Genomic DNA, 18,657 nt, shown 5'->3' with positions numbered 1-18,657 from the left:
GTGCGTTTTTTTACGAAAAAAATCAGAGCTGTTCTTCGACGAACAGCGGCCAGTGGACATAACTTTGCCAGTGGCTTTCCTGTTCCAGCTCTTCTGCCCGTAACGGATGCTGAGCCAGCCAGCCCTGCGGCACAATCACATTCAGTTCATCATCATTTGCCCGTAAACGCACGGCAGGCAACGTGTCGTCGCGGCGACGGCTGGCAAAGATAATCGCAAGCCGGAGAATGCGACAAAGACGTTGTGCCTGACGCGGCGGGACGGCGTTTTGCTCATTGAGCAACGGTAAATCGAGCGTCCCGTTCTGGTTTTGCAACAGCGTCGCCAGCAGTTTTTTCTGCGCCGGCGTAAAGCCCGGTAAGTCTAAATGACTGATCAGATAGGCTGCGTGCTGCGGCGCTTTTTTGAAATCAACACTCAGCCCGATTTCGTGGATCAAACAGGCGCTATTCAGCAGCTCACGGGCGCGGGCATCGAGCTTCCATTCCTGTGACACCTGCAACGAAAAGTTCTCTGCAAGCTGTGCTACGCGCTGTGCCTGTTCATTATCAAGCAGATAGCGGCGTTGCAGATTTCGCAATGTGCGCTGGCGAATATCCTGTTCAATCGGCAGGTGCAGCATGCCGTAAACCAGACCTTCACGCAGTGCGCCACCGGCCAGCGTCATGGTTTCGATATTCAGGGTTTTGAAAATGGCGATGAGAATCGACAGACCGCTTGGGAAAACCAGCGCACGTTCAAGCGTCAGGCCTTCAATTTCCAGCTCTTCCAGTTTTCCGCACTGAATCGCACGCTGTTTGAGCTGTTGAAGTTTCGGCAACGTAATGCGCTCATCCATACCCTGAGCGACCATGATTTCCTGAAGCGCCTGAACGGTGCCGGAAGCACCAACACAAATTTGCCAGCCATTGGCGATCAGTTGAGGCGCTATCGGAAGGATCATGTCGGTCGCGGCCTGTTCGGCCTGATCGAAGTTTTCCTTTGCCAGATTTCGGTCGGTAAAATAGCGCTCCAGCCAGGTCACGCAGCCCATCGAAAGGCTGAAAAGCGTGGTGGCCTGTGCGCCGATACCAGTGACCAGCTCTGTACTGCCGCCGCCAATATCGACGACCAGACGTTTATCCGGGCCACCCGTGGTATGGGCAACGCCGTGATAAATCAGACGGGCTTCTTCTTCACCGGCAATGACCTGAATCGGGCAACCGAGAATTTCCTGAGCTTTCCTCAAAAATTCGTCCGCATTACTGGCAAGCCGCAACGTTGCGGTGGCAACGACGCGGATTTGTTCGCGGGGAATATCCTGCAATCTTTCGGAAAACAGCTTCAGGCATTGCCAGCCACGTTGCATGGCTTCCTGAGAAAGCAGGTTTTGCTTATCCAGACCGGCAGCCAGACGCACTTTGCGCTTAATTCTGGCGAGGGTCTGGATACTGCCTGCCACCTCACGAACAACCAGCATGTGAAAGCTGTTAGAGCCCAAATCAATTGCTGCATAGAGTGAGGTGGAGCTTAGCATAGGTTATCAGCCCGGACGTTTACGGTTGCTACGTGGTGCGCTGCTGCGACGTGAAGACGAATTGCTGTTACGACGCGGACCGTTTCCGGTACGAGAGCGAGCCAGACGTTTCGGCGCAGGTAAATCAGTTAACAGCGCTTCGCTGCTGTATTTGCTGACAGGAATGCTGTGACCGGTGTAGGTTTCGATTGCCGTCAGGTTCAGCGCGTACTCTTCACAAGCCAGGCTGATGGAATGACCGCTCAGACCCGCACGGCCGGTACGACCAATACGGTGAACATAGTCTTCACAGTCGTCAGGCAGATCATAGTTAAAGACGTGCGTAACGGCAGGAATGTGCAAACCACGGGCTGCAACGTCAGTCGCAACCAGAATATCCAGCGTGCCTTTGGTGAAGTCTTCCAGAACGCGCAGGCGTTTTTTCTGCGGGACATCGCCGGTTAGTAAACCTACGCGATGACCGTCGGCTGCCAGATGGCCCCAGACGTCTTCACAACGGTGTTTAGTGTTAGCAAAAATGATGCAACGGTCTGGCCATTCTTCTTCAATCAGCGTCTGTAACAGGCGCATTTTCTCTTCATTCGAAGGGTAGAAGAGTTCTTCTTTAATACGGTGGCCCGTTTTTTGCTCCGGTTCGATCTCAATCGACTCGGCATTATTCATGTTTTCGAACGCCAGTTCTTTCACACGATAGGAAAGGGTTGCTGAGAACAGCATGTTGAGGCGTTGAGTCGCAGGTGGCATCCGGCGGAAGATCCAGCGGATATCTTTGATGAAGCCCAGATCGAACATGCGGTCTGCTTCATCCAGCACCACTACCTGAATCGCGCCCAGGTCGATGTGGTTCTGTTTTGTGTAATCGATTAAACGGCCGGTGGTTCCGATCAGGATGTCCACGCCGCTTTCCAGCACTTTAAGCTGTTTATCGTAACCGTCGCCGCCATAGGCCAGACCTAATTTCAGCCCGGTAGATTCAGATAATGCTTCGGCGTCGGAGTGGATCTGCACCGCGAGTTCACGCGTAGGTGCCATGATCAAGGCACGCGGCTGGTTAGTCTGACGACCTTCCGCAGCAGGGTGAGAAAGCAGATAATGGAAAGTAGACGCCAAAAAAGCCAGCGTCTTGCCGGTACCGGTTTGCGCCTGACCTGCAACATCACGCCCAGCGAGCGTGATCGGCAATGCCAATGCCTGAATAGGCGTACAGTAATGGAACCCTTTCTTTTCAAGGGCTTCTACTGCCAGCGGGTGCAGGGCGAAGTCGGAAAACTTCTGTTCGGTCAAGTGTGTTTTGCTCATAGTGTGGTAGAATATCAGCTAACTATTGCTTTACGAAAGCGTATCCGGTGAAATAAAGTCAACCTACTGTTGGTTAATGCTACATCAACAAGGTAAAGATAATCCTTTGGAGTAGAACATGAGCGATAAAATTATTCACCTGACCGATGACAGTTTCGACAACGACGTATTGAAAGCTGAAGGGCTGGTACTGGTCGATTTCTGGGCAGAGTGGTGTGGTCCTTGTAAAATGATCGCTCCGATTCTGGATGAAATTGCCACTGAGTTCGAAGGCAAGCTGACCATCGCGAAGCTGAACATTGATGAAAACCCAGGTACTGCACCTAAATACGGCATCCGTGGTATTCCTACCCTGCTGTTATTTAAAGGCGGCGAAGTCGCAGCAACTAAAGTTGGCGCACTGTCGAAAGGTCAGCTGAAAGAGTTCTTAACAGCTAATCTGTAATCGGTCGGGATGACCAAAGCCAGGTGTTTAGCGGGCTGCCGTGTTTTTCACATTGTCCGCTAGACGCCTGTCAAGAAGCGTGCTAAGTTTACGCTTACTGCAAATAGAGCTTACCTGTAGTTTGATTCTTACGTTTTACTCTGTTGTGTCAAAAACATCTGCCTATAAAGTTTCTTTGAATAATAATTAAATTGAACTGGCACTGTGCTTGACCATCTAACGGTTTTAACAAAAATCGGCTTTAAGACACCTTCAATATCATTGCCCCTCTAGAATATCGCCCGCGAGCGACTGCCTGCGGCTGGATTTCAAAGCTGTGATTTGAAGTGTCATACAATAAACAGGCATGGATGACCCTGCCATACCCATTCACGACAGATGTTCGAGACATACCCCGAGTTTAAGAACCCACCATTATGAATCTTACCGAATTAAAGAATACGCCGGTCTCTGACCTGATTGCACTCGGCGAAAATATGGGGCTGGAAAACCAGGCCCGCATGCGCAAGCAAGACATTATCTTTTCAATATTGAAGCAGCATGCGAAAAGCGGAGAAGACATCTTCGGTGATGGCGTACTGGAGATATTGCAGGATGGATTTGGTTTCCTCCGCTCCGGAGACAGTTCCTACCTCGCAGGCCCCGACGACATCTACGTATCACCAAGCCAAATTCGCCGCTTCAACCTTCGCACTGGCGACACCATTTCCGGTAAAATCCGCCCACCTAAAGAAGGTGAACGTTATTTTGCCCTGTTGAAAGTTAACGAAGTTAACTACGACAAACCAGAAAACGCCCGCAGCAAAATCCTGTTCGAAAACTTAACCCCTCTGCATGCAAATTCCCGTCTGCGTATGGAACGTGGTAATGGTTCAACGGAAGATTTAACCGCGCGTGTACTGGATCTGGCTGCTCCGATTGGCCGCGGCCAGCGTGGTCTGATTGTTGCTCCGCCGAAAGCGGGTAAAACCATGCTGCTGCAAAATATCGCGACAAGCATTGCGTACAATCATCCTGACTGTGTGCTGATGGTTCTGCTGATTGACGAACGTCCGGAAGAAGTGACCGAGATGCAGCGTCTGGTTAAAGGTGAAGTTATCGCTTCTACCTTTGATGAGCCGGCATCCCGTCACGTTCAGGTGGCTGAAATGGTCATCGAAAAAGCCAAACGCCTGGTTGAGCACAAGAAAGACGTCATCATCCTGCTGGACTCCATTACCCGTCTGGCTCGTGCTTACAACACCGTGGTTCCGTCATCAGGCAAAGTTCTGACCGGTGGTGTGGATGCTAACGCCTTACACCGTCCAAAACGTTTCTTCGGTGCAGCACGTAACGTGGAAGAGGGCGGAAGCCTGACCATCATCGCTACTGCGCTGGTCGATACCGGTTCTAAAATGGATGAAGTTATCTATGAAGAATTCAAAGGTACCGGCAACATGGAATTGCATCTGGCGCGCAAAATCGCTGAGAAACGCGTATTCCCTGCGATTGATTACAATCGTTCTGGTACCCGTAAAGAAGAGCTGCTGACCACGTCAGAAGAACTTCAGAAGATGTGGATCCTGCGTAAAATCATTCACCCGATGGGTGAGATTGATGCAATGGAATTCCTCATCAACAAACTCGCCATGACGAAAACCAATGACGACTTCTTCGATATGATGAAACGTTCGTAATTTGGTGTAAAACTCAAACTAACGCCACGCTAAGCCGTGGCGTTTTTTGCTTTTGGTAGCTACCATAATGCTACTTTGGTGAAATTGTCAGACTATTCGGATAATAGCTGATGGTTTTTCCAGTGCCCTTTCTTTATTTTATCGGTTTACTGCCCAAGAAATGGCAACAGATAAGGTCTTGCCTGAGACAAAACCATAACTGTCACCATAGGATTTGATTTAAGGCTGTGAGGTTTATGATGCTCTCGATTCCACGCACCTTATTTTTGCAGAAGAGATCTCTTAACTGTGAATTTACTCAATATGAGTACTGAGCTTGCCATTGTTTTCGTATTTTCATTCCTGTTTCTGTTCGTTGCCCGGAAGGTGGCGAATAAAATCGGACTCGTAGATAAACCCAATTTTCGCAAACGCCATCAGGGTTTGATCCCGCTGGTCGGCGGTATTTCTGTGTATGCAGGGGTTTGTTTCGCCTTTCTTATCACCAGCTATGTCATTCCGCATGGCAACCTTTATCTCGCCTGCGCGGGCTTGCTGGTACTGGTCGGCGCGCTCGATGACCGTTTCGATATCAGTGTAAAAACCCGCGCAATGGTGCAGGCTGTGGTGGCCGTGGCGATGATGAGTTTCGCAAATCTCACGCTACGTAATCTCGGGCATCTTATCGGCCCATGGGAAATGGCACTCGGGCCGTTCGGCTATCTGGTGACCCTGTTTGCCGTCTGGGCGGCGATCAACGCCTTTAACATGGTGGATGGTATCGACGGGCTTCTGGGCGGATTATCCTGCGTCAGTTTCGGTTCTTTAGGCATCATCATGTATGGCAGTGGTCACATGGAACTGGCGCTCTGGTGCTTCGCCATGATTGCCGCCATTTTGCCTTATATCCTGCTCAATCTGGGCGTCTTCGGCCCTCGCTATAAAGTGTTCATGGGCGATGCGGGTAGTACGCTGATTGGTTTTACGGTCATCTGGATCCTGCTGCAAAGCACGCAAGGCGAAACGCACCCGATGAACCCGGTAACCGCACTCTGGCTTATCGCAATCCCTCTGATGGACATGGTTGCCATCATGTACCGCCGTCTGCGCAAAGGCATGAGTCCGTTTTCTGCCGATCGCCAGCACATTCATCATTTGATCATGCGCGCCGGCTTTACTTCCCGTCAGGCCTTTATGCTAATTACCGTGGCCGCTGCACTTCTGGCGGCGGTTGGCGTGATTGGCGAACATCTGCCTTTCGTGCCTGAATGGGTCATGCTGGCTTTATTCTTTGTCGCTTTCCTGTTGTACGGCGTTTGCATCAAGCACGCCTGGCGCGTGGCCCGGTTTATCAAACGTCTTAAAAGGCGTTTGCGCCGTTCATCTCCTCAATAATTCATCTTTTACACAAGGGCATACTGGCTGTGGATAAACCAGAAATGATAAGAAACCAGAATGATCGTGACATCGAAAATGAACTCGATATTCGTGGTTTGTGCTGCACCTTATGGAAAGGTAAATTTTGGATTGCGGGCCTGGCAATACTGTTCGCGTTAGTGGCTTTGGGCTCCTCTTATCTGATGAAACAGGAGTGGAGCTCGACGGCCATTACCGACCGTCCCACCGTGAACAATCTCTCGTCTTATTTCTCACAAGCGCAGTTCCTGCGTAATCTGGATGTGCGCACTGCGTTGCCGTCGGATACCGGTCGTCCGCCGATCTCTGATGAATCCTATAATGAATTTGTGATGCAGCTGGCCGCTTACGACACACGTCGTGATTTCTGGCTGCAAAGCCCTTATTACAAGCAGCGCCTGGAAAATGATGCGCGCGCGGATGCCGTTTTGCTCGATGATCTGATTAACGATATTCAGTTCACACCGCGCGATGCAATGAAAGTCCCGAACGACATTGTGAAACTGACGGCGGAAGATGCCGCTGATGCCAACAAACTTTTGCGTCAGTATGTTAATTTCGCCAGCCAGCGCGCGGCGCAGCATCTTTACGATGAGTTGCAGGGCGCATGGGCTGCCCGGACGCAGTCGATGAAAGCGCAGGTCAAACGCCAGGAAGAAGTGGCGCAGAGCATTTTCAAACGTACGGTGAATAATACCGAGCAGGCGCTGAAAATCGCTCAGCAGCAAAACATCACCAAAAGCGTGACGGACACGCCAGCCGAAGAGCTGCCTGATTCCGACATGTTCCTGCTGGGTGTGCCTATGTTGAAAGCGCGCCTGGAATTATTACAGGCTTCCGGGCCGGGTTATGATCTGGATTACGACCAGAACCGCGCCATGCTGTCGACGCTGAATGTAGGCCCGACGCTGACCGCGAAATTCCAGACTTACCGTTACCTCAGAACGCCTGAGGAACCTGTAAAACGTGACAGCCCGCGCCGTGTGTTCCTGATGATCATGTGGGGGATTGTCGGTGGTTTAATCGGGGCAGGAGTTGCCCTGACGCGTCGTAAAAATAAGAGAAACACATTGTGAAAGTGTTGACGATTTTCGGCACCCGTCCGGAGGCCATTAAAATGGCGCCGCTGGTGCTTGCTTTGTCGCAGGATGCGGCTTTTGAATCTAAAGTTTGTGTCACGGCACAGCACCGTGAAATGCTCGATCAGGTATTGCGTCTGTTTGAGATTACGCCCGATTATGACCTCAATATTATGAAACCGGGGCAGGGTCTGACGGAAATCACCAGCCGTATTCTGACCGGCCTGAAGCCGGTGCTTGATGAATTTAAACCGGACGTCGTGCTGGTTCACGGCGATACCACCACGACGCTGTCCGCGAGTCTGGCGGCTTTTTATCATCAGATTGCGGTCGGTCATGTCGAAGCCGGTCTGCGCACAGGTGATCTTTCTTCGCCGTGGCCGGAAGAGGGCAATCGCCTGCTGACCGGTCATCTTGCGCGCTGGCATTTTGCCCCGACGGAAAACGCCCGTTCGAATCTGACGCGGGAAAATATTCCTGAAAGCCGCATTTTCGTCACCGGCAATACGGTGATTGATGCGCTGTTGTGGGTCCGTGATCGCTTTAACAGCGATGCGTCTCTGGCGCAGCAGCTGGCCAATACCTATCCGTTCCTCGATGCCAGTAAAAAACTGATCCTCGTAACGGGTCACCGCCGTGAAAGTTTTGGCGGCGGTTTTGAGCGGATTTGCTCGGCGCTGGCCGATATCGCCCGCCAGCATCCGGATGTTCAGATTGTGTATCCGGTGCACCTCAATCCTAACGTCAGTGAGCCGGTAAACCGTATTCTGGCGGGCATCGACAACATCGTGTTAATCGACCCGCAGGATTATCTGCCTTTCGTTTATCTGATGGATAAAGCCTATCTGATTCTGACGGATTCGGGCGGTGTGCAGGAAGAAGCGCCTTCACTGGGGAAACCGGTGCTGGTGATGCGGGAAACCACAGAGCGTCCGGAAGCCGTTGATGCCGGTACGGTACGTCTGGTCGGGACTGATCCTGCAAAAATTGTTAAGGAAGTGAACCGTCTGCTGAGCGATGAAAACGAATACAACAGCATGAGCAGGGCGCACAATCCTTATGGTGACGGACACGCGTGTCGCCATATTCTTGATGCATTAAAAAATCATCGGGTATGACCATGAATTTCAATACTATTTCTGTAATCGGACTGGGTTACATCGGTTTGCCGACGGCTGCCGCCTTCGCCTCACGCCAGAAAAAAGTCGTGGGGGTGGACATCAATCAGCACGCGGTTGAGACCATTAACCGTGGCGCCATTCATATCGTTGAACCCGATCTCGACACGCTGGTAAAACAGGCGGTAGAAGACGGTTTCCTCCGCGCCGTCACTCAGCCCGAACCTGCGGATGCTTTCCTGATCGCCGTGCCGACGCCTTTTATGGGCGATCATCTGCCGGATATGAAATACGTGGAATCCGCCGCGCGCTCTCTGGCGCCGGTACTCAAAAAGGGTGACCTGATCATTCTGGAATCTACGTCTCCGGTCGGCGCGACAGAACAAATGGCAGCATGGCTGGCCGAAGTTCGCCCGGATCTGAGCTTCCCGCAACAGGCGGGTGAACAGGCGGATATCAATATTGCTTACTGCCCTGAACGCGTTTTGCCGGGCCAGGTGATGGTTGAGCTGATCAAAAATGACCGCGTGATTGGCGGGATGACCTCCGTGTGCTCGCAGCGCGCCAGTGATTTGTACAACATTTTCCTGAAAGGAGAATGTGTGGTTACGAATTCGCGTACGGCGGAAATGTGCAAGCTGACCGAAAACAGCTTCCGCGACGTCAACATTGCTTTCGCTAATGAGCTCTCACTGATTTGCGATGCGCAGGGCATTAATGTCTGGGAGCTGATCAGCCTGGCAAACCGTCATCCGCGCGTGAATATTTTACAGCCGGGACCGGGTGTTGGCGGCCACTGTATCGCGGTCGATCCGTGGTTTATTGTGGCGCAGAACCCTGAGCTTGCGCGGATCATCCGTACGGCGCGCGAAGTGAATGACAGCAAACCGCACTGGGTGGTTGATCGCGTGAAGGCCGCGCTGGCCGATTGCCTTACCACCACCGGCAAGCGCGCTTCTGAAATCAAAATCGCCTGCTTTGGTCTGGCGTTTAAACCGAATATCGACGACCTGCGCGAAAGCCCTGCCGTAGAAGTCACCCACCTGATTGCCGACTGGCATGCAGGCGAGACCTGGGCCGTTGAACCGAATGTTCATCAGCTTCCGGCATCGCTGGCAGAAAAAGTGACACTGCATTCTCTGGATGATGCCCTGAAAGACGCCGATCTGCTGGTGATGCTGGTTGATCACACCTCGTTTAAGGCGATCCCGGCCAGCGCGATCCGCCAGTCCTGGATCGTAGACACCAAAGGTGTGTGGCGGTGAGCCTGCACGTCCACGGCAATATTGAACCGCTCGACTGGGAGAGCGATTTCTTCCAGTTGCGCAGTGCCAAATTGAGCCTGGATGCGTCGGTGGAAACCGTCGTGACGCCTGAGGCGCTGGCGCAATATGCGCTGGTGCAGGCAAAAGTGGATGCGGATCAGACCGAAATGCTGGATGCGCTGTCCGCGCTCGGCTTTCGTCTGGCCGAAGGTGAAACCGATGTGTGCGTCGCGGTGAGTGCGCAGGATATCGCGTTGCCCGCCGGGCGTCTGGCGGTGCCGGAAGATATTGCAAACGTGGTGACGATCGCCCGTCAGGCATTTCGCCTGAGCCGTTTTCGGTCTCCGTGGTATCAGCCGGATGACAGCGCGCGATTTTACGCAATGTGGGCGGAAAAAGCGGTGCTGGGCACATTCGACCATCTTTGCCTGTGGGCCGATGACGCGAGCGGATTTGTGACGCTGCGCCAGCTAGCCAAGGGCGAAGCAAGAATTGGCCTGCTGGCCGTCAAACCTGAATGTCAGGGGCGGGGAGTGGGCAAGACATTAATGGCGGCTGCGAAACAATGGTGTGCCGGTCAGGGCGTTTCGCGTCTTCACGTCGCGACACAAACCGGCAACCTTCCGGCTTTAAACCTTTATCTCGCCAGCGGTGGCAAAGTCACACGCACGGCGTACTGGCTGTACAGGTGAAACGATGATCCCTTTTAATGCGCCGCCGATTGTTGGCACTGAAATTGATTTCATGCGCGAGGCGATGAACAGCGGCAAACTTTGCGGCGATGGCGGATTCACGCTGCGCTGTCAGAAATGGTTCGAACAGCATTTTAACTGCCCGAAAGTATTGCTGACGCCGTCCTGCACGGCGTCGCTGGAAATGGCCGCATTGCTGCTTGATATCCAGCCCGGCGATGAAGTGATTATGCCGAGCTTCACGTTCGTCTCGACCGCCAATGCGTTTGTTCTGCGTGGCGCGAAAATCGTCTTTGTGGATGTCCGCCCGGACACCATGAATATCGATGAAACCCTGATTGAAGCGGCGATTACGGCTAAAACCAAAGTGATTGTGCCGGTGCATTACGCAGGCGTGGCCTGTGAAATGGACGCCATCATGGCGCTGGCTGAAAAGCATCATCTGTTCGTGGTGGAAGATGCCGCGCAGGGCGTGATGTCGACTTACAAAGGCAAGGCACTGGGAACGATCGGCCACATCGGCTGTTTCAGTTTCCACGAAACGAAAAATTACACCGCAGGCGGCGAAGGCGGTGCGACGCTGATCAACGATCCGGCGCTGATTGATCGTGCTGAAATCATTCGCGAAAAAGGCACCAACCGCAGCCAGTTTTTCCGCGGGCAGGTGGATAAATATACCTGGCGCGATATCGGCTCCAGCTATCTGATGTCTGATTTGCAGGCCGCGTATCTGTGGGGAAATCTGGATGCCGCTGAAAAGATTAATCAGCGCCGTCTGGCTATCTGGAATCAGTATTATGAAGCCTTGCAGGATCTGGCCGATGCGGGACGTATCCAGCTTCCGGCTATTCCGCAGGAATGTGTGCAAAACGCCCACATGTTCTATGTTCGACTGAACGATATCGAAGATCGCGATGCGTTCATCCGTCATATGAAAGCGGCAGATATCCTCACCGTATTCCATTACATTCCGCTGCATGCCTGTCCGGCTGGCGAAAACTTCGGGCGTTTCTCTGGCACCGACTGCTTTACCACGCAGGAAAGTGAGCGTCTGGTGCGCCTGCCGTTGTTCTACAACATGACCGACGACACCCAGCGCACCGTGATTGCGGTCATGCTGCAATACTTCGCCTGACATGTCGCTGGCAAAAGCGTCAGTCTGGACCGCCGGTTCCACGCTGATTAAAATCGGCACCGGATTGCTGGTAGTCAAATTGCTGGCCGTGGCGTTCGGGCCGGAGGGCGTGGGGCAGGCGGGGAATTTCCGTCAGATGGTCACGGTGTTGGGCGTATTGTCCGGTGCCGGGATCTTCAATGGCGTCACCAAATACGTTGCCGAACACCATGATAATCCTGAGCGCCTTAAAGCCGTGCTCGGGACGTCATCATCGCTGATTTTAGGTTTCTCCACTCTGCTGGCGGCGATATTTCTGCTGCTCGCTGCGCCGATCAGTAGCGGTCTGTTCGGGCATGAGCGCTATCAGGCGGTCGTTCGCGCCGTGGCCTTTATCCAGATGGGCATCGCCTATGCCAACTATTTTCAGGCAATCCTGAAAGGGTATCGCGACGCGATGGGCAACGCGCTGGCGGTGATTGGCGGAAGTCTGATTGGTTTAGTCGCTTATCTGGCTTGCTTCAAACTGGGCGGTTACGAAGGCGCGCTGGCCGGTCTGGCGCTGGTGCCTGCGCTGGTCATCCTGCCCGCGGCTGGTATGTTGTGGAAGCGCAAATCCTTTCCGCTGGAATACTTAAAACCGGGCTGGGATCGTTTTATTGCCAGCCATCTCGGCAAATTTACGCTGATGGCGCTGATCACTTCTGTCACGATCCCGGTGGCGTATGTGATGATGCGAAATCTGCTGGCTGAACATTACAGCTGGAAAGATGTGGGGATCTGGCAGGGCGTCAGCAGTATTTCGGATGCTTATCTGCAATTTATCACCGCCTCATTCAGCGTGTATTTATTGCCCACATTATCCCGGCTGACCGATAAACGGGATATTTCCCGGGAAATCGTGAAGTCGCTGAAATTTGTCATCCCCGTCGTGGCCGCAGTCAGTTTCACGGTCTGGTTACTGCGCGATTTTGCTATCTGGCTGTTGTTTTCAAAACAATTTATCGCGATGCGCGATTTGTTCGCCTGGCAACTGGTGGGCGATATACTGAAAGTAGGCTCGTATGTTTTTGGGTATCTGGTGATTGCCCGCGCGTCTCTGCGCTTTTATGTGCTGACAGAAATCAGTCAGTTCGCGCTGCTGACCGGTTTTTCACACTGGCTGATCCCGGTTCACGGTTCTCTGGGCGCCGCGCAGGCGTATATGGCGACGTATATCGTCTATTTTGCCGCGTGCTGCACTGTATTTGTTATCTATCGTAGACGAGCATGACAACGCTGATTCACGTTTTGGGATCTGACATCCCTCATCATAATGTAACCGTACTGCGCTTTTTCAACGACGTGCTGGCCGAATGCACGCCTGAAAAGCGGATTTGTCATTTTATGGTCGCGGCGGCGGATGCTTCGGCGTTTGCTGAGTTTACGCGCCTGGACATTCGGGTTTATCCGGACAAAAAAACGCTGGCGGCGGCGGTGATTTCCCGCGCGCAAGACCGGACGCACCACTTTTTCTTCCATGGGCAATTTAATCCCACGCTCTGGCTCGCGCTGCTGACGGGCAAAATTAAAGCCTCGCAGGCGAACTGGCATATCTGGGGTGCAGATTTGTATGAATCTGCCGGAGGTCTGAAATTCCGCCTGTTTTATTTCATGCGCCGCCTGGCGCAGGGACGTATCGGGCATGTCTTTGCCACGCGAGGCGACCTGATTTATTTCCATCAGCGCTACCCGCGTACGCCGTCTTCTTTACTGTATTTTCCGACGCGGATGGATCCGACGCTGACCCAACCCGCTGATCTGCCGGAACCCGAAGGGCCGATGACAGTGCTGGTGGGGAATTCCGGTGACCGCAGTAACCGCCACATTGAAGCACTGCGTTCGCTGCATCAGCAGTTCGGCAGCGGTATCCGCGTGATTATCCCGATGGGATATCCGGCGGATAATCAGACTTATATTGAGCAGGTTCGCACTGAAGCATTAACGCTGTTTGCGCCCGAAAATGTTGACCTGATGACCGGCGCCATGGCGTTCGACGATTATCTGAATGTGTTGCGTCGTTGCTCGCTGGGCTATTTTATTTTCGACCGTCAGCAGGGTATCGGGACGCAATGCCTTCTGATTCAGTTCGGCGTGCCGTTTGTCGTCAGCCGTCAGAATCCTTTCTGGCAGGATCTGGCCGAGCAACATCTGCCGGTGCTTTTCTACGGTGATATGCTGGATGAAAAAGTGGTCGCTGAAGCGCGGCGTCAGTTACTGAATGCCGATCGCAAAAACATCGCCTTCTTTAATCCGAACTATATTTCGGGCTGGCAGCAGGCATTACTGCTCGCGGCGGGAGAAACGTCATGACGCTGGCACAATTAGGCGGCCTGACCGTCGTTTACGTGCTGTCGCTGTTGTTTATTCTCACGCTGACGTACAAAGAGTTCCGGCGCGTGCGTTTCAACTTTAACGTCTTATTTTCGTTACTGTATCTGCTGACGTTCTACTTTGGTTTTCCGCTGACCTGTCTGCTGGTTTTCCAGTTTGACGTCAAAGTGGTGCCGGTGGAAAATCTGTTGCAGGCCATGCTGGCCGCGACCTGTTTCTATGGCATTTATTACGTTTGCTACAAAACGCGGCTGAAGGCTAAACGCGACGGTCCTTCACGACCGCTGTTTACGATGAACCGGGTCGAAACCCATCTGACCTGGATGCTGCTGGCGCTGATTGCAGTCGTCACAGTTTCCATCTTCTTTATGCACAACGGTTTTCTGCTGTTTAAGCTGAAATCCTACAGCCAGATTTTCTCCAGCGATGTCTCCGGTGTGGCGCTTAAGCGCTTCTTTTACTTCTTCATTCCGGCGATGCTGGTGGTGTTTTTCATCAAACCGGACGTCCGCCGCTGGCTTTTTTTCCTCGCCAGCACCGTGGCTTTTGGTTTCCTGACCTACGTTATCGTCGGCGGAACCCGCGCCAATATCATCATCGCATTTGCGCTGTTTTTGTTTATCGGCATTGTGCGCGGCTGGATCAGCCTGTGGATGCTGGCGGTGGCGGGCGTGCTGGGCATTGTCGGCATGTTCTGGCTGGCACTTAAACGCTATGGCCTGAACGTCAGCGGCCCGGAAGCGATTTATACTTTCCTGTATCTGACGCGCGACACGTTTTCTCCGTGGGAAAATCTGGGGCTGTTGTTGCAGAACTACGACAAAATCAGCTTCCAGGGTCTTGCGCCAATTGCGCGTGATTTCTACGTTTTCATCCCGACCTGGCTTTGGCATGACCGTCCGGGCATCGTGCTCAATTCTGCCAACTATTTCACCTGGGAAGTGCTCGATAACCACTCCGGTCTGGCGATTTCTCCGACCCTGATTGGTTCTCTGGTGGTGATGGGCGGCGTGTGGTTTATTCCGCTGGGTGCTGTCGCCGTGGGCATGATCATGAAATGGTTCGACTGGTTGTACGAAAAAGGCAAAGCGGATACCAACCGCTATAAAGCCGCTATCTTGCAAAGTTTTTGCTTCGGTGCGGTCTTTAATATGATTGTGCTGGCCCGTGAAGGCGTGGACTCCTTCTTCTCACGGGTGGTGTTTTTCTGCCTGGTGTTCGGCGCGTGTCTGGTTGTCGCCAAACTCCTGTACTGGATGTTTGATGCCGCCGGGCATATCCGTGTCAAAATTCCGCGCAGAAAAAACCTCATGGAGCCTCACTCTGGCAGGAATTTGAATGAACTCTGAGAATAATGTTCCACAATACGATATTCGCGGGATCCGACTGTGGGGCTTCCGCGATATGGCACATTTTATTGATTATCTGTTTGCCGAAAATCAGGTGAAAACCGGTTCGCTGGTGGCGATGAATGCCGAGAAAGTGCTGACCATCGAAAGCAATCCGGAAATGGGCGCACTGATTAAAGTGGCGGAATACAAATATCCCGACGGCATCAGCATGGTGCGGGCTATTCGCCGAAAATATCCACAGGCGCAGGTGTCCCGTATCGCCGGTGCCGATCTCTGGGAAGGGCTGATGGAACGCGCCGGTCGTGAAGGCACGCCGGTCTTTCTGATTGGCGGTAAACCTGACGTACTGGCACAAACGGAAGAAAAATTGCGCGCCCAGTGGAACGTCAATATTGCCGGCAGCCAGAATGGCTACTTTACGCCGGAGCAACGAAACGCTTTATTTGAACGGGTCAAAAGCAGCGGGGCTGCAATTGTGACGGTGGCGATGGGCTCGCCGAAGCAGGAAATCCTGATGCGCGATTGCCGTGAAGTTTATCCGGATGCGCTCTATATGGGCGTCGGTGGGACTTACGACGTCTTCACCGGCCACGTTAAACGGGCGCCAAAAATCTGGCAAAGCATGGGGCTGGAATGGTTATACCGCCTGATTTTACAGCCCAGCCGTTTGCGCCGTCAGCTCAAACTGCTGAAATTTGTCCGTTATTACTATACCGGTCGTCTGTAATGATTTCGCCGTTCTGAATCTTCAGGACGGCGCGCTACCTCTCATTTCTTCACTTCTGTTGCATGAGTTTCCTGTCCGCTTTTCATATCAGTGCTTATCTTTCTCAATAGGCGTTTGCAACTCGTCGGGAAATACGGAAACATAACGCCGTTTTTCCGCCCCATACGGGCATCATCACTATAAAAATAACATTCCGGTCATTCCGGAAGGCAAACACAATGAGAGAGAAATTGAGGATCTATGGAGAATAAAGAAGAAAAGGGTGGACTACACCGGGGGCTGGAAGCGAGGCACATTGAGCTGATTGCACTGGGTGGCACCATCGGTGTCGGATTATTTATGGGCGCGGCAAGCACCCTGAAATGGGCCGGGCCGTCAGTGTTACTGGCGTACATTCTGGCCGGTGTGTTCGTCTTCTTTATCATGCGCTCGATGGGCGAAATGCTGCATCTGGAGCCGGTCGCCGGTTCATTTGCGGTCTACGCCCATAAATATCTCGGTCCGTACTACGGCTATCTGACGGCGTGGAGCTACTGGTTTATGTGGATAGCGGTGGGGATTTCTGAAATCACCGCGATCGGCGTCTACGCGCAATACTGGTTCCCCGAACTGCCGCAGTGGATCCCGGCGCTGATAGCCGTGGCGATTGTGGCGTCGGCGAATCTCGCCGCCGTGAAGCTTTATGGCGAAATGGAGTTCTGGTTTGCGCTGATCAAAATCACCACCATCATTGTGATGATTGTGGTCGGGCTGGCGGTCATTTTCTTCGGTTTTGGTAATCATGGCGAACCGGTGGGATTTGCCAATCTGACGGCGCACGGCGGCTTCTTTGCCGGTGGCTGGAAAGGGTTCCTCTTCGCGCTGTGTATCGTCGTGGCGTCGTATCAGGGCGTTGAGCTGGTGGGGATTACTGCCGGTGAAGCGAAGAACCCGCAGGTGACGCTCAAACGCGCTATCAATAATATCCTGTGGCGTATCCTGATTTTCTATGTGGGCGCGATTTTCGTCATCATCACGATTTTCCCGTGGAACGAAATGGGCACGCACGGCAGCCCGTTCGTTTTAACCTTCGCGAAAATTGGTATTGCCTCTGCGGCTGGTATCATCAACTTTGTGGTACTGACGGCGGCGCTGTCGGGCTGTAACAGCGGCATGTACAGCTGCGGACGTATGCTTTACGCCTTGTCAAAGAACCGCCAGTTGCCTTCGTTTCTGAGCCGGGTTTCAAAAAGCGGCGTCCCGGTTTATGGCATCGCGATTACGATTTTATGTCTGCTGGTGGGTTCATGCCTGAACTATGTGATCCCGAATCCGGAGAAAGTGTTCGTTTATGTCTACAGCGCCAGCGTGCTGCCGGGCATGGTACCGTGGTTTGTTGTGCTGATTAGCCAGCTGCGTTTTCGCGACGCACATAAAGAGAAACTGAAAAATCATCCGTTCAAATCCGTGCTGTTCCCTTATACCAACTATCTGACGCTGATTTTCCTGGCGTGCGTGCTGGTGGGTATGGCAATTAACCCGGATACGCGGGTTTCTTTACTGGTAGGCGGTATTTTCATCGCGGCGGTGTCACTGATATACTTCGGCCTGGGCATGCATAAGCGTGCCGCGCTGACGGCGGAAAAGGCAAAATAACGCTGTAAGTCATGGGTGGGGAAGGGAAGGCGCTTACTTTTAATGCGGATTGGATAAAGCGTAATCAAACGCAATATTTCTGATAAAAAGCACTAGACAGCTTGGCGTTAAAACCGTAGTATCCCCACCCGCAACGGCGCTAAGCGCCCGTAGCTCAGCTGGATAGAGCGCTGCCCTCCGGAGGCAGAGGTCTCAGGTTCGAATCCTGTCGGGCGCACCATTAGTTTGCGCTAGAGTTGCGGTGAATTGTTGAGTTAAACATTTCACGTTAGTTAGAGATATGGTGGCTATAGCTCAGTTGGTAGAGCCCTGGATTGTGATTCCAGTTGTCGTGGGTTCGAGCCCCATTAGCCACCCCACTCTAAAAATGATTTTGTGATTGTGACATGCGATGGTGGCGGAATTGGTAGACGCGCTAGCTTCAGGTGTTAGTGTCCTTCGGATGTGAGGGTTCGAGTCCCTCCCTTCGCACCACACACAAAATTCATTTTAAATGATGCGGTTAGCATCATATAATAGTAAGATGCACGACATCGGCGAGTAGCGCAGCTTGGTAGCGCAACTGGTTTGGGACCAGTGGGTCGGAGGTTCGAATCCTCTCTCGCCGACCACATTTGAAAGACCTGCTTTTTAAAGCAGGTTTTTTTTCGTCTGTAGTAAAAGAGGATGAGAACCTCCGAAGGAGGTTTGAGCCGAGCGAAGCGAGACCACGTTGCTTTAGCAACGGCCCGCAGGGCAAGCATCGAAGATGCGCGTAATCCTCTCTCGCCGACCACATTTGAAAAACCTGCTTTTTAAAGCAGGTTTTTTTTCGTCTGTAGTATTTCAACTCAGCTTGTTGTTTATCCGCGACATTTCTCTGTATGCCTGTCTCTTTCAGGAGACACTTATCTTATTGATAAGTAAAGCTTCATATAAGCTGACACTCATACGTCGTTCACTGGCGACAGAATCGCAGTCTGGTGCCCGTT

The 18,657-nt window shown here is 52.6% G+C and carries 15 protein-coding genes, 4 tRNA genes and 1 other RNA gene; 18 read left to right on the top strand and 2 right to left on the bottom strand.

Annotation, left to right across the window (positions count from 1 at the left end; translation table 11 throughout):
- Positions 1 to 22: 22 nt before the first annotated feature.
- Positions 23 to 1,516 (bottom strand): guanosine-5'-triphosphate,3'-diphosphate diphosphatase, encoded by a 1,494-nt coding sequence (gene gppA, locus M2403_RS23735; RefSeq protein ID WP_152324757.1) that lies wholly within the window; start codon positions 1,514 to 1,516, stop codon positions 23 to 25.
- A 6-nt stretch (positions 1,517 to 1,522) separates the two neighbouring features.
- A complete protein-coding gene (rhlB, locus tag M2403_RS23730) occupies positions 1,523 to 2,815 on the bottom strand; it encodes an ATP-dependent RNA helicase RhlB (protein ID WP_101079469.1) in 1,293 nt (430 codons plus the stop codon).
- Between the two features lie 118 nt (positions 2,816 to 2,933).
- Between rhlB and trxA the strand changes: the two genes are divergently transcribed.
- The 18 genes from trxA to M2403_RS23640 all read left to right on the top strand — a co-directional run bounded on the left by trxA (position 2,934) and on the right by M2403_RS23640 (position 18,461).
- Complete coding sequence (gene trxA / locus M2403_RS23725) at positions 2,934 to 3,260, top strand: thioredoxin TrxA (RefSeq protein WP_013577537.1); 327 nt, start codon at positions 2,934 to 2,936, stop codon at positions 3,258 to 3,260.
- Positions 3,261 to 3,676: 416 nt separating this feature from the next.
- Positions 3,677 to 4,936 (top strand): transcription termination factor Rho, encoded by a 1,260-nt coding sequence (gene rho / locus M2403_RS23720; RefSeq protein ID WP_101079467.1) that lies wholly within the window; start codon positions 3,677 to 3,679, stop codon positions 4,934 to 4,936.
- Positions 4,937 to 5,224: 288 nt separating this feature from the next.
- Positions 5,225 to 6,310, top strand: coding sequence for a UDP-N-acetylglucosamine--undecaprenyl-phosphate N-acetylglucosaminephosphotransferase (gene wecA / locus M2403_RS23715; protein WP_152324758.1), 1,086 nt, complete (start codon positions 5,225 to 5,227; stop codon positions 6,308 to 6,310).
- Between the two features lie 44 nt (positions 6,311 to 6,354).
- Positions 6,355 to 7,407, top strand: a complete 1,053-nt coding sequence (gene wzzE, locus M2403_RS23710) for an ECA polysaccharide chain length modulation protein (RefSeq protein ID WP_152324759.1) — start codon at positions 6,355 to 6,357, stop codon at positions 7,405 to 7,407.
- The gene (wecB, locus tag M2403_RS23705; RefSeq protein ID WP_195825706.1) at positions 7,404 to 8,528 is read left to right on the top strand and encodes a non-hydrolyzing UDP-N-acetylglucosamine 2-epimerase; all 1,125 of its coding nucleotides are present in this window, start codon (positions 7,404 to 7,406) and stop codon (positions 8,526 to 8,528) included. The genes wzzE and wecB overlap by 4 nt, the downstream gene beginning before the upstream one ends.
- Before the next feature lie 2 nt (positions 8,529 to 8,530).
- Positions 8,531 to 9,793: a UDP-N-acetyl-D-mannosamine dehydrogenase gene (wecC, locus tag M2403_RS23700; RefSeq protein WP_259231153.1), complete on the top strand. Its 1,263-nt coding sequence runs from the start codon at positions 8,531 to 8,533 to the stop codon at positions 9,791 to 9,793.
- Positions 9,794 to 9,795: 2 nt separating this feature from the next.
- Entirely contained in the window at positions 9,796 to 10,485 is a 690-nt protein-coding gene (gene rffC, locus M2403_RS23695) for a dTDP-4-amino-4,6-dideoxy-D-galactose acyltransferase (protein WP_193333099.1), read from the top strand.
- 4 nt (positions 10,486 to 10,489) lie between these two features.
- Positions 10,490 to 11,620: a dTDP-4-amino-4,6-dideoxygalactose transaminase gene (gene rffA / locus M2403_RS23690; protein ID WP_259231152.1), complete on the top strand. Its 1,131-nt coding sequence runs from the start codon at positions 10,490 to 10,492 to the stop codon at positions 11,618 to 11,620.
- Position 11,621: 1 nt separating this feature from the next.
- Positions 11,622 to 12,872: a lipid III flippase WzxE gene (wzxE, locus tag M2403_RS23685; RefSeq protein WP_259231151.1), complete on the top strand. Its 1,251-nt coding sequence runs from the start codon at positions 11,622 to 11,624 to the stop codon at positions 12,870 to 12,872.
- Positions 12,869 to 13,951: a TDP-N-acetylfucosamine:lipid II N-acetylfucosaminyltransferase gene (locus M2403_RS23680; RefSeq protein ID WP_208949949.1), complete on the top strand. Its 1,083-nt coding sequence runs from the start codon at positions 12,869 to 12,871 to the stop codon at positions 13,949 to 13,951. The genes wzxE and M2403_RS23680 overlap by 4 nt, the downstream gene beginning before the upstream one ends.
- Complete coding sequence (gene wzyE, locus M2403_RS23675) at positions 13,948 to 15,321, top strand: ECA oligosaccharide polymerase (protein WP_259231149.1); 1,374 nt, start codon at positions 13,948 to 13,950, stop codon at positions 15,319 to 15,321. Before M2403_RS23680 ends, wzyE begins: the two co-directional genes overlap by 4 nt.
- A complete protein-coding gene (gene wecG, locus M2403_RS23670) occupies positions 15,311 to 16,051 on the top strand; it encodes a lipopolysaccharide N-acetylmannosaminouronosyltransferase (protein ID WP_152324767.1) in 741 nt (246 codons plus the stop codon). Before wzyE ends, wecG begins: the two co-directional genes overlap by 11 nt.
- Before the next feature lie 240 nt (positions 16,052 to 16,291).
- On the top strand, positions 16,292 to 17,686 hold the full coding sequence (locus M2403_RS23665) for an amino acid permease (RefSeq protein ID WP_152324768.1): 1,395 nt from the start codon (positions 16,292 to 16,294) through the stop codon (positions 17,684 to 17,686).
- A gap of 143 nt (positions 17,687 to 17,829) precedes the next feature.
- Positions 17,830 to 17,906: transfer RNA gene (locus tag M2403_RS23660), tRNA-Arg, on the top strand.
- A 63-nt stretch (positions 17,907 to 17,969) separates the two neighbouring features.
- Positions 17,970 to 18,045 (top strand) — tRNA-His (locus M2403_RS23655).
- 29 nt (positions 18,046 to 18,074) lie between these two features.
- Positions 18,075 to 18,160: transfer RNA gene (locus M2403_RS23650), tRNA-Leu, on the top strand.
- Between the two features lie 60 nt (positions 18,161 to 18,220).
- A tRNA-Pro gene (locus tag M2403_RS23645) sits at positions 18,221 to 18,297 on the top strand.
- 34 nt (positions 18,298 to 18,331) lie between these two features.
- Positions 18,332 to 18,461: non-coding RNA, RtT sRNA (locus M2403_RS23640), on the top strand.
- The last annotated feature ends 196 nt before the right edge of the window (positions 18,462 to 18,657 follow it).

Source organism: Rahnella sp. BIGb0603 (assembly GCF_024808755.1).
Taxonomy (GTDB): domain Bacteria; phylum Pseudomonadota; class Gammaproteobacteria; order Enterobacterales; family Enterobacteriaceae; genus Rahnella; species Rahnella contaminans.
The sequence above is the reverse complement of the archived record's forward strand: the minus strand, read 5'-3'. Positions and strand labels throughout refer to the sequence as shown.

Bases quoted from the DNA above. Each gene is read 5' to 3' on its own strand.
- gppA (WP_152324757.1), bottom strand. From the start codon at position 1,516: ATGCTAAGCTCCACCTCACTCTATGCAGCAATTGATTTGGGCTCTAAC.
- rhlB (WP_101079469.1), bottom strand. From the start codon at position 2,815: ATGAGCAAAACACACTTGACCGAACAGAAGTTTTCCGACTTCGCCCTG.
- trxA (WP_013577537.1), top strand. From the start codon at position 2,934: ATGAGCGATAAAATTATTCACCTGACCGATGACAGTTTCGACAACGAC.
- rho (WP_101079467.1), top strand. From the start codon at position 3,677: ATGAATCTTACCGAATTAAAGAATACGCCGGTCTCTGACCTGATTGCA.
- wzzE (WP_152324759.1), top strand. From the start codon at position 6,355: ATGATAAGAAACCAGAATGATCGTGACATCGAAAATGAACTCGATATT.
- wecC (WP_259231153.1), top strand. From the start codon at position 8,531: ATGAATTTCAATACTATTTCTGTAATCGGACTGGGTTACATCGGTTTG.
- rffA (WP_259231152.1), top strand. From the start codon at position 10,490: ATGATCCCTTTTAATGCGCCGCCGATTGTTGGCACTGAAATTGATTTC.
- wzxE (WP_259231151.1), top strand. From the start codon at position 11,622: ATGTCGCTGGCAAAAGCGTCAGTCTGGACCGCCGGTTCCACGCTGATT.
- M2403_RS23680 (WP_208949949.1), top strand. From the start codon at position 12,869: ATGACAACGCTGATTCACGTTTTGGGATCTGACATCCCTCATCATAAT.
- wzyE (WP_259231149.1), top strand. From the start codon at position 13,948: ATGACGCTGGCACAATTAGGCGGCCTGACCGTCGTTTACGTGCTGTCG.
- wecG (WP_152324767.1), top strand. From the start codon at position 15,311: ATGAACTCTGAGAATAATGTTCCACAATACGATATTCGCGGGATCCGA.
- M2403_RS23665 (WP_152324768.1), top strand. From the start codon at position 16,292: ATGGAGAATAAAGAAGAAAAGGGTGGACTACACCGGGGGCTGGAAGCG.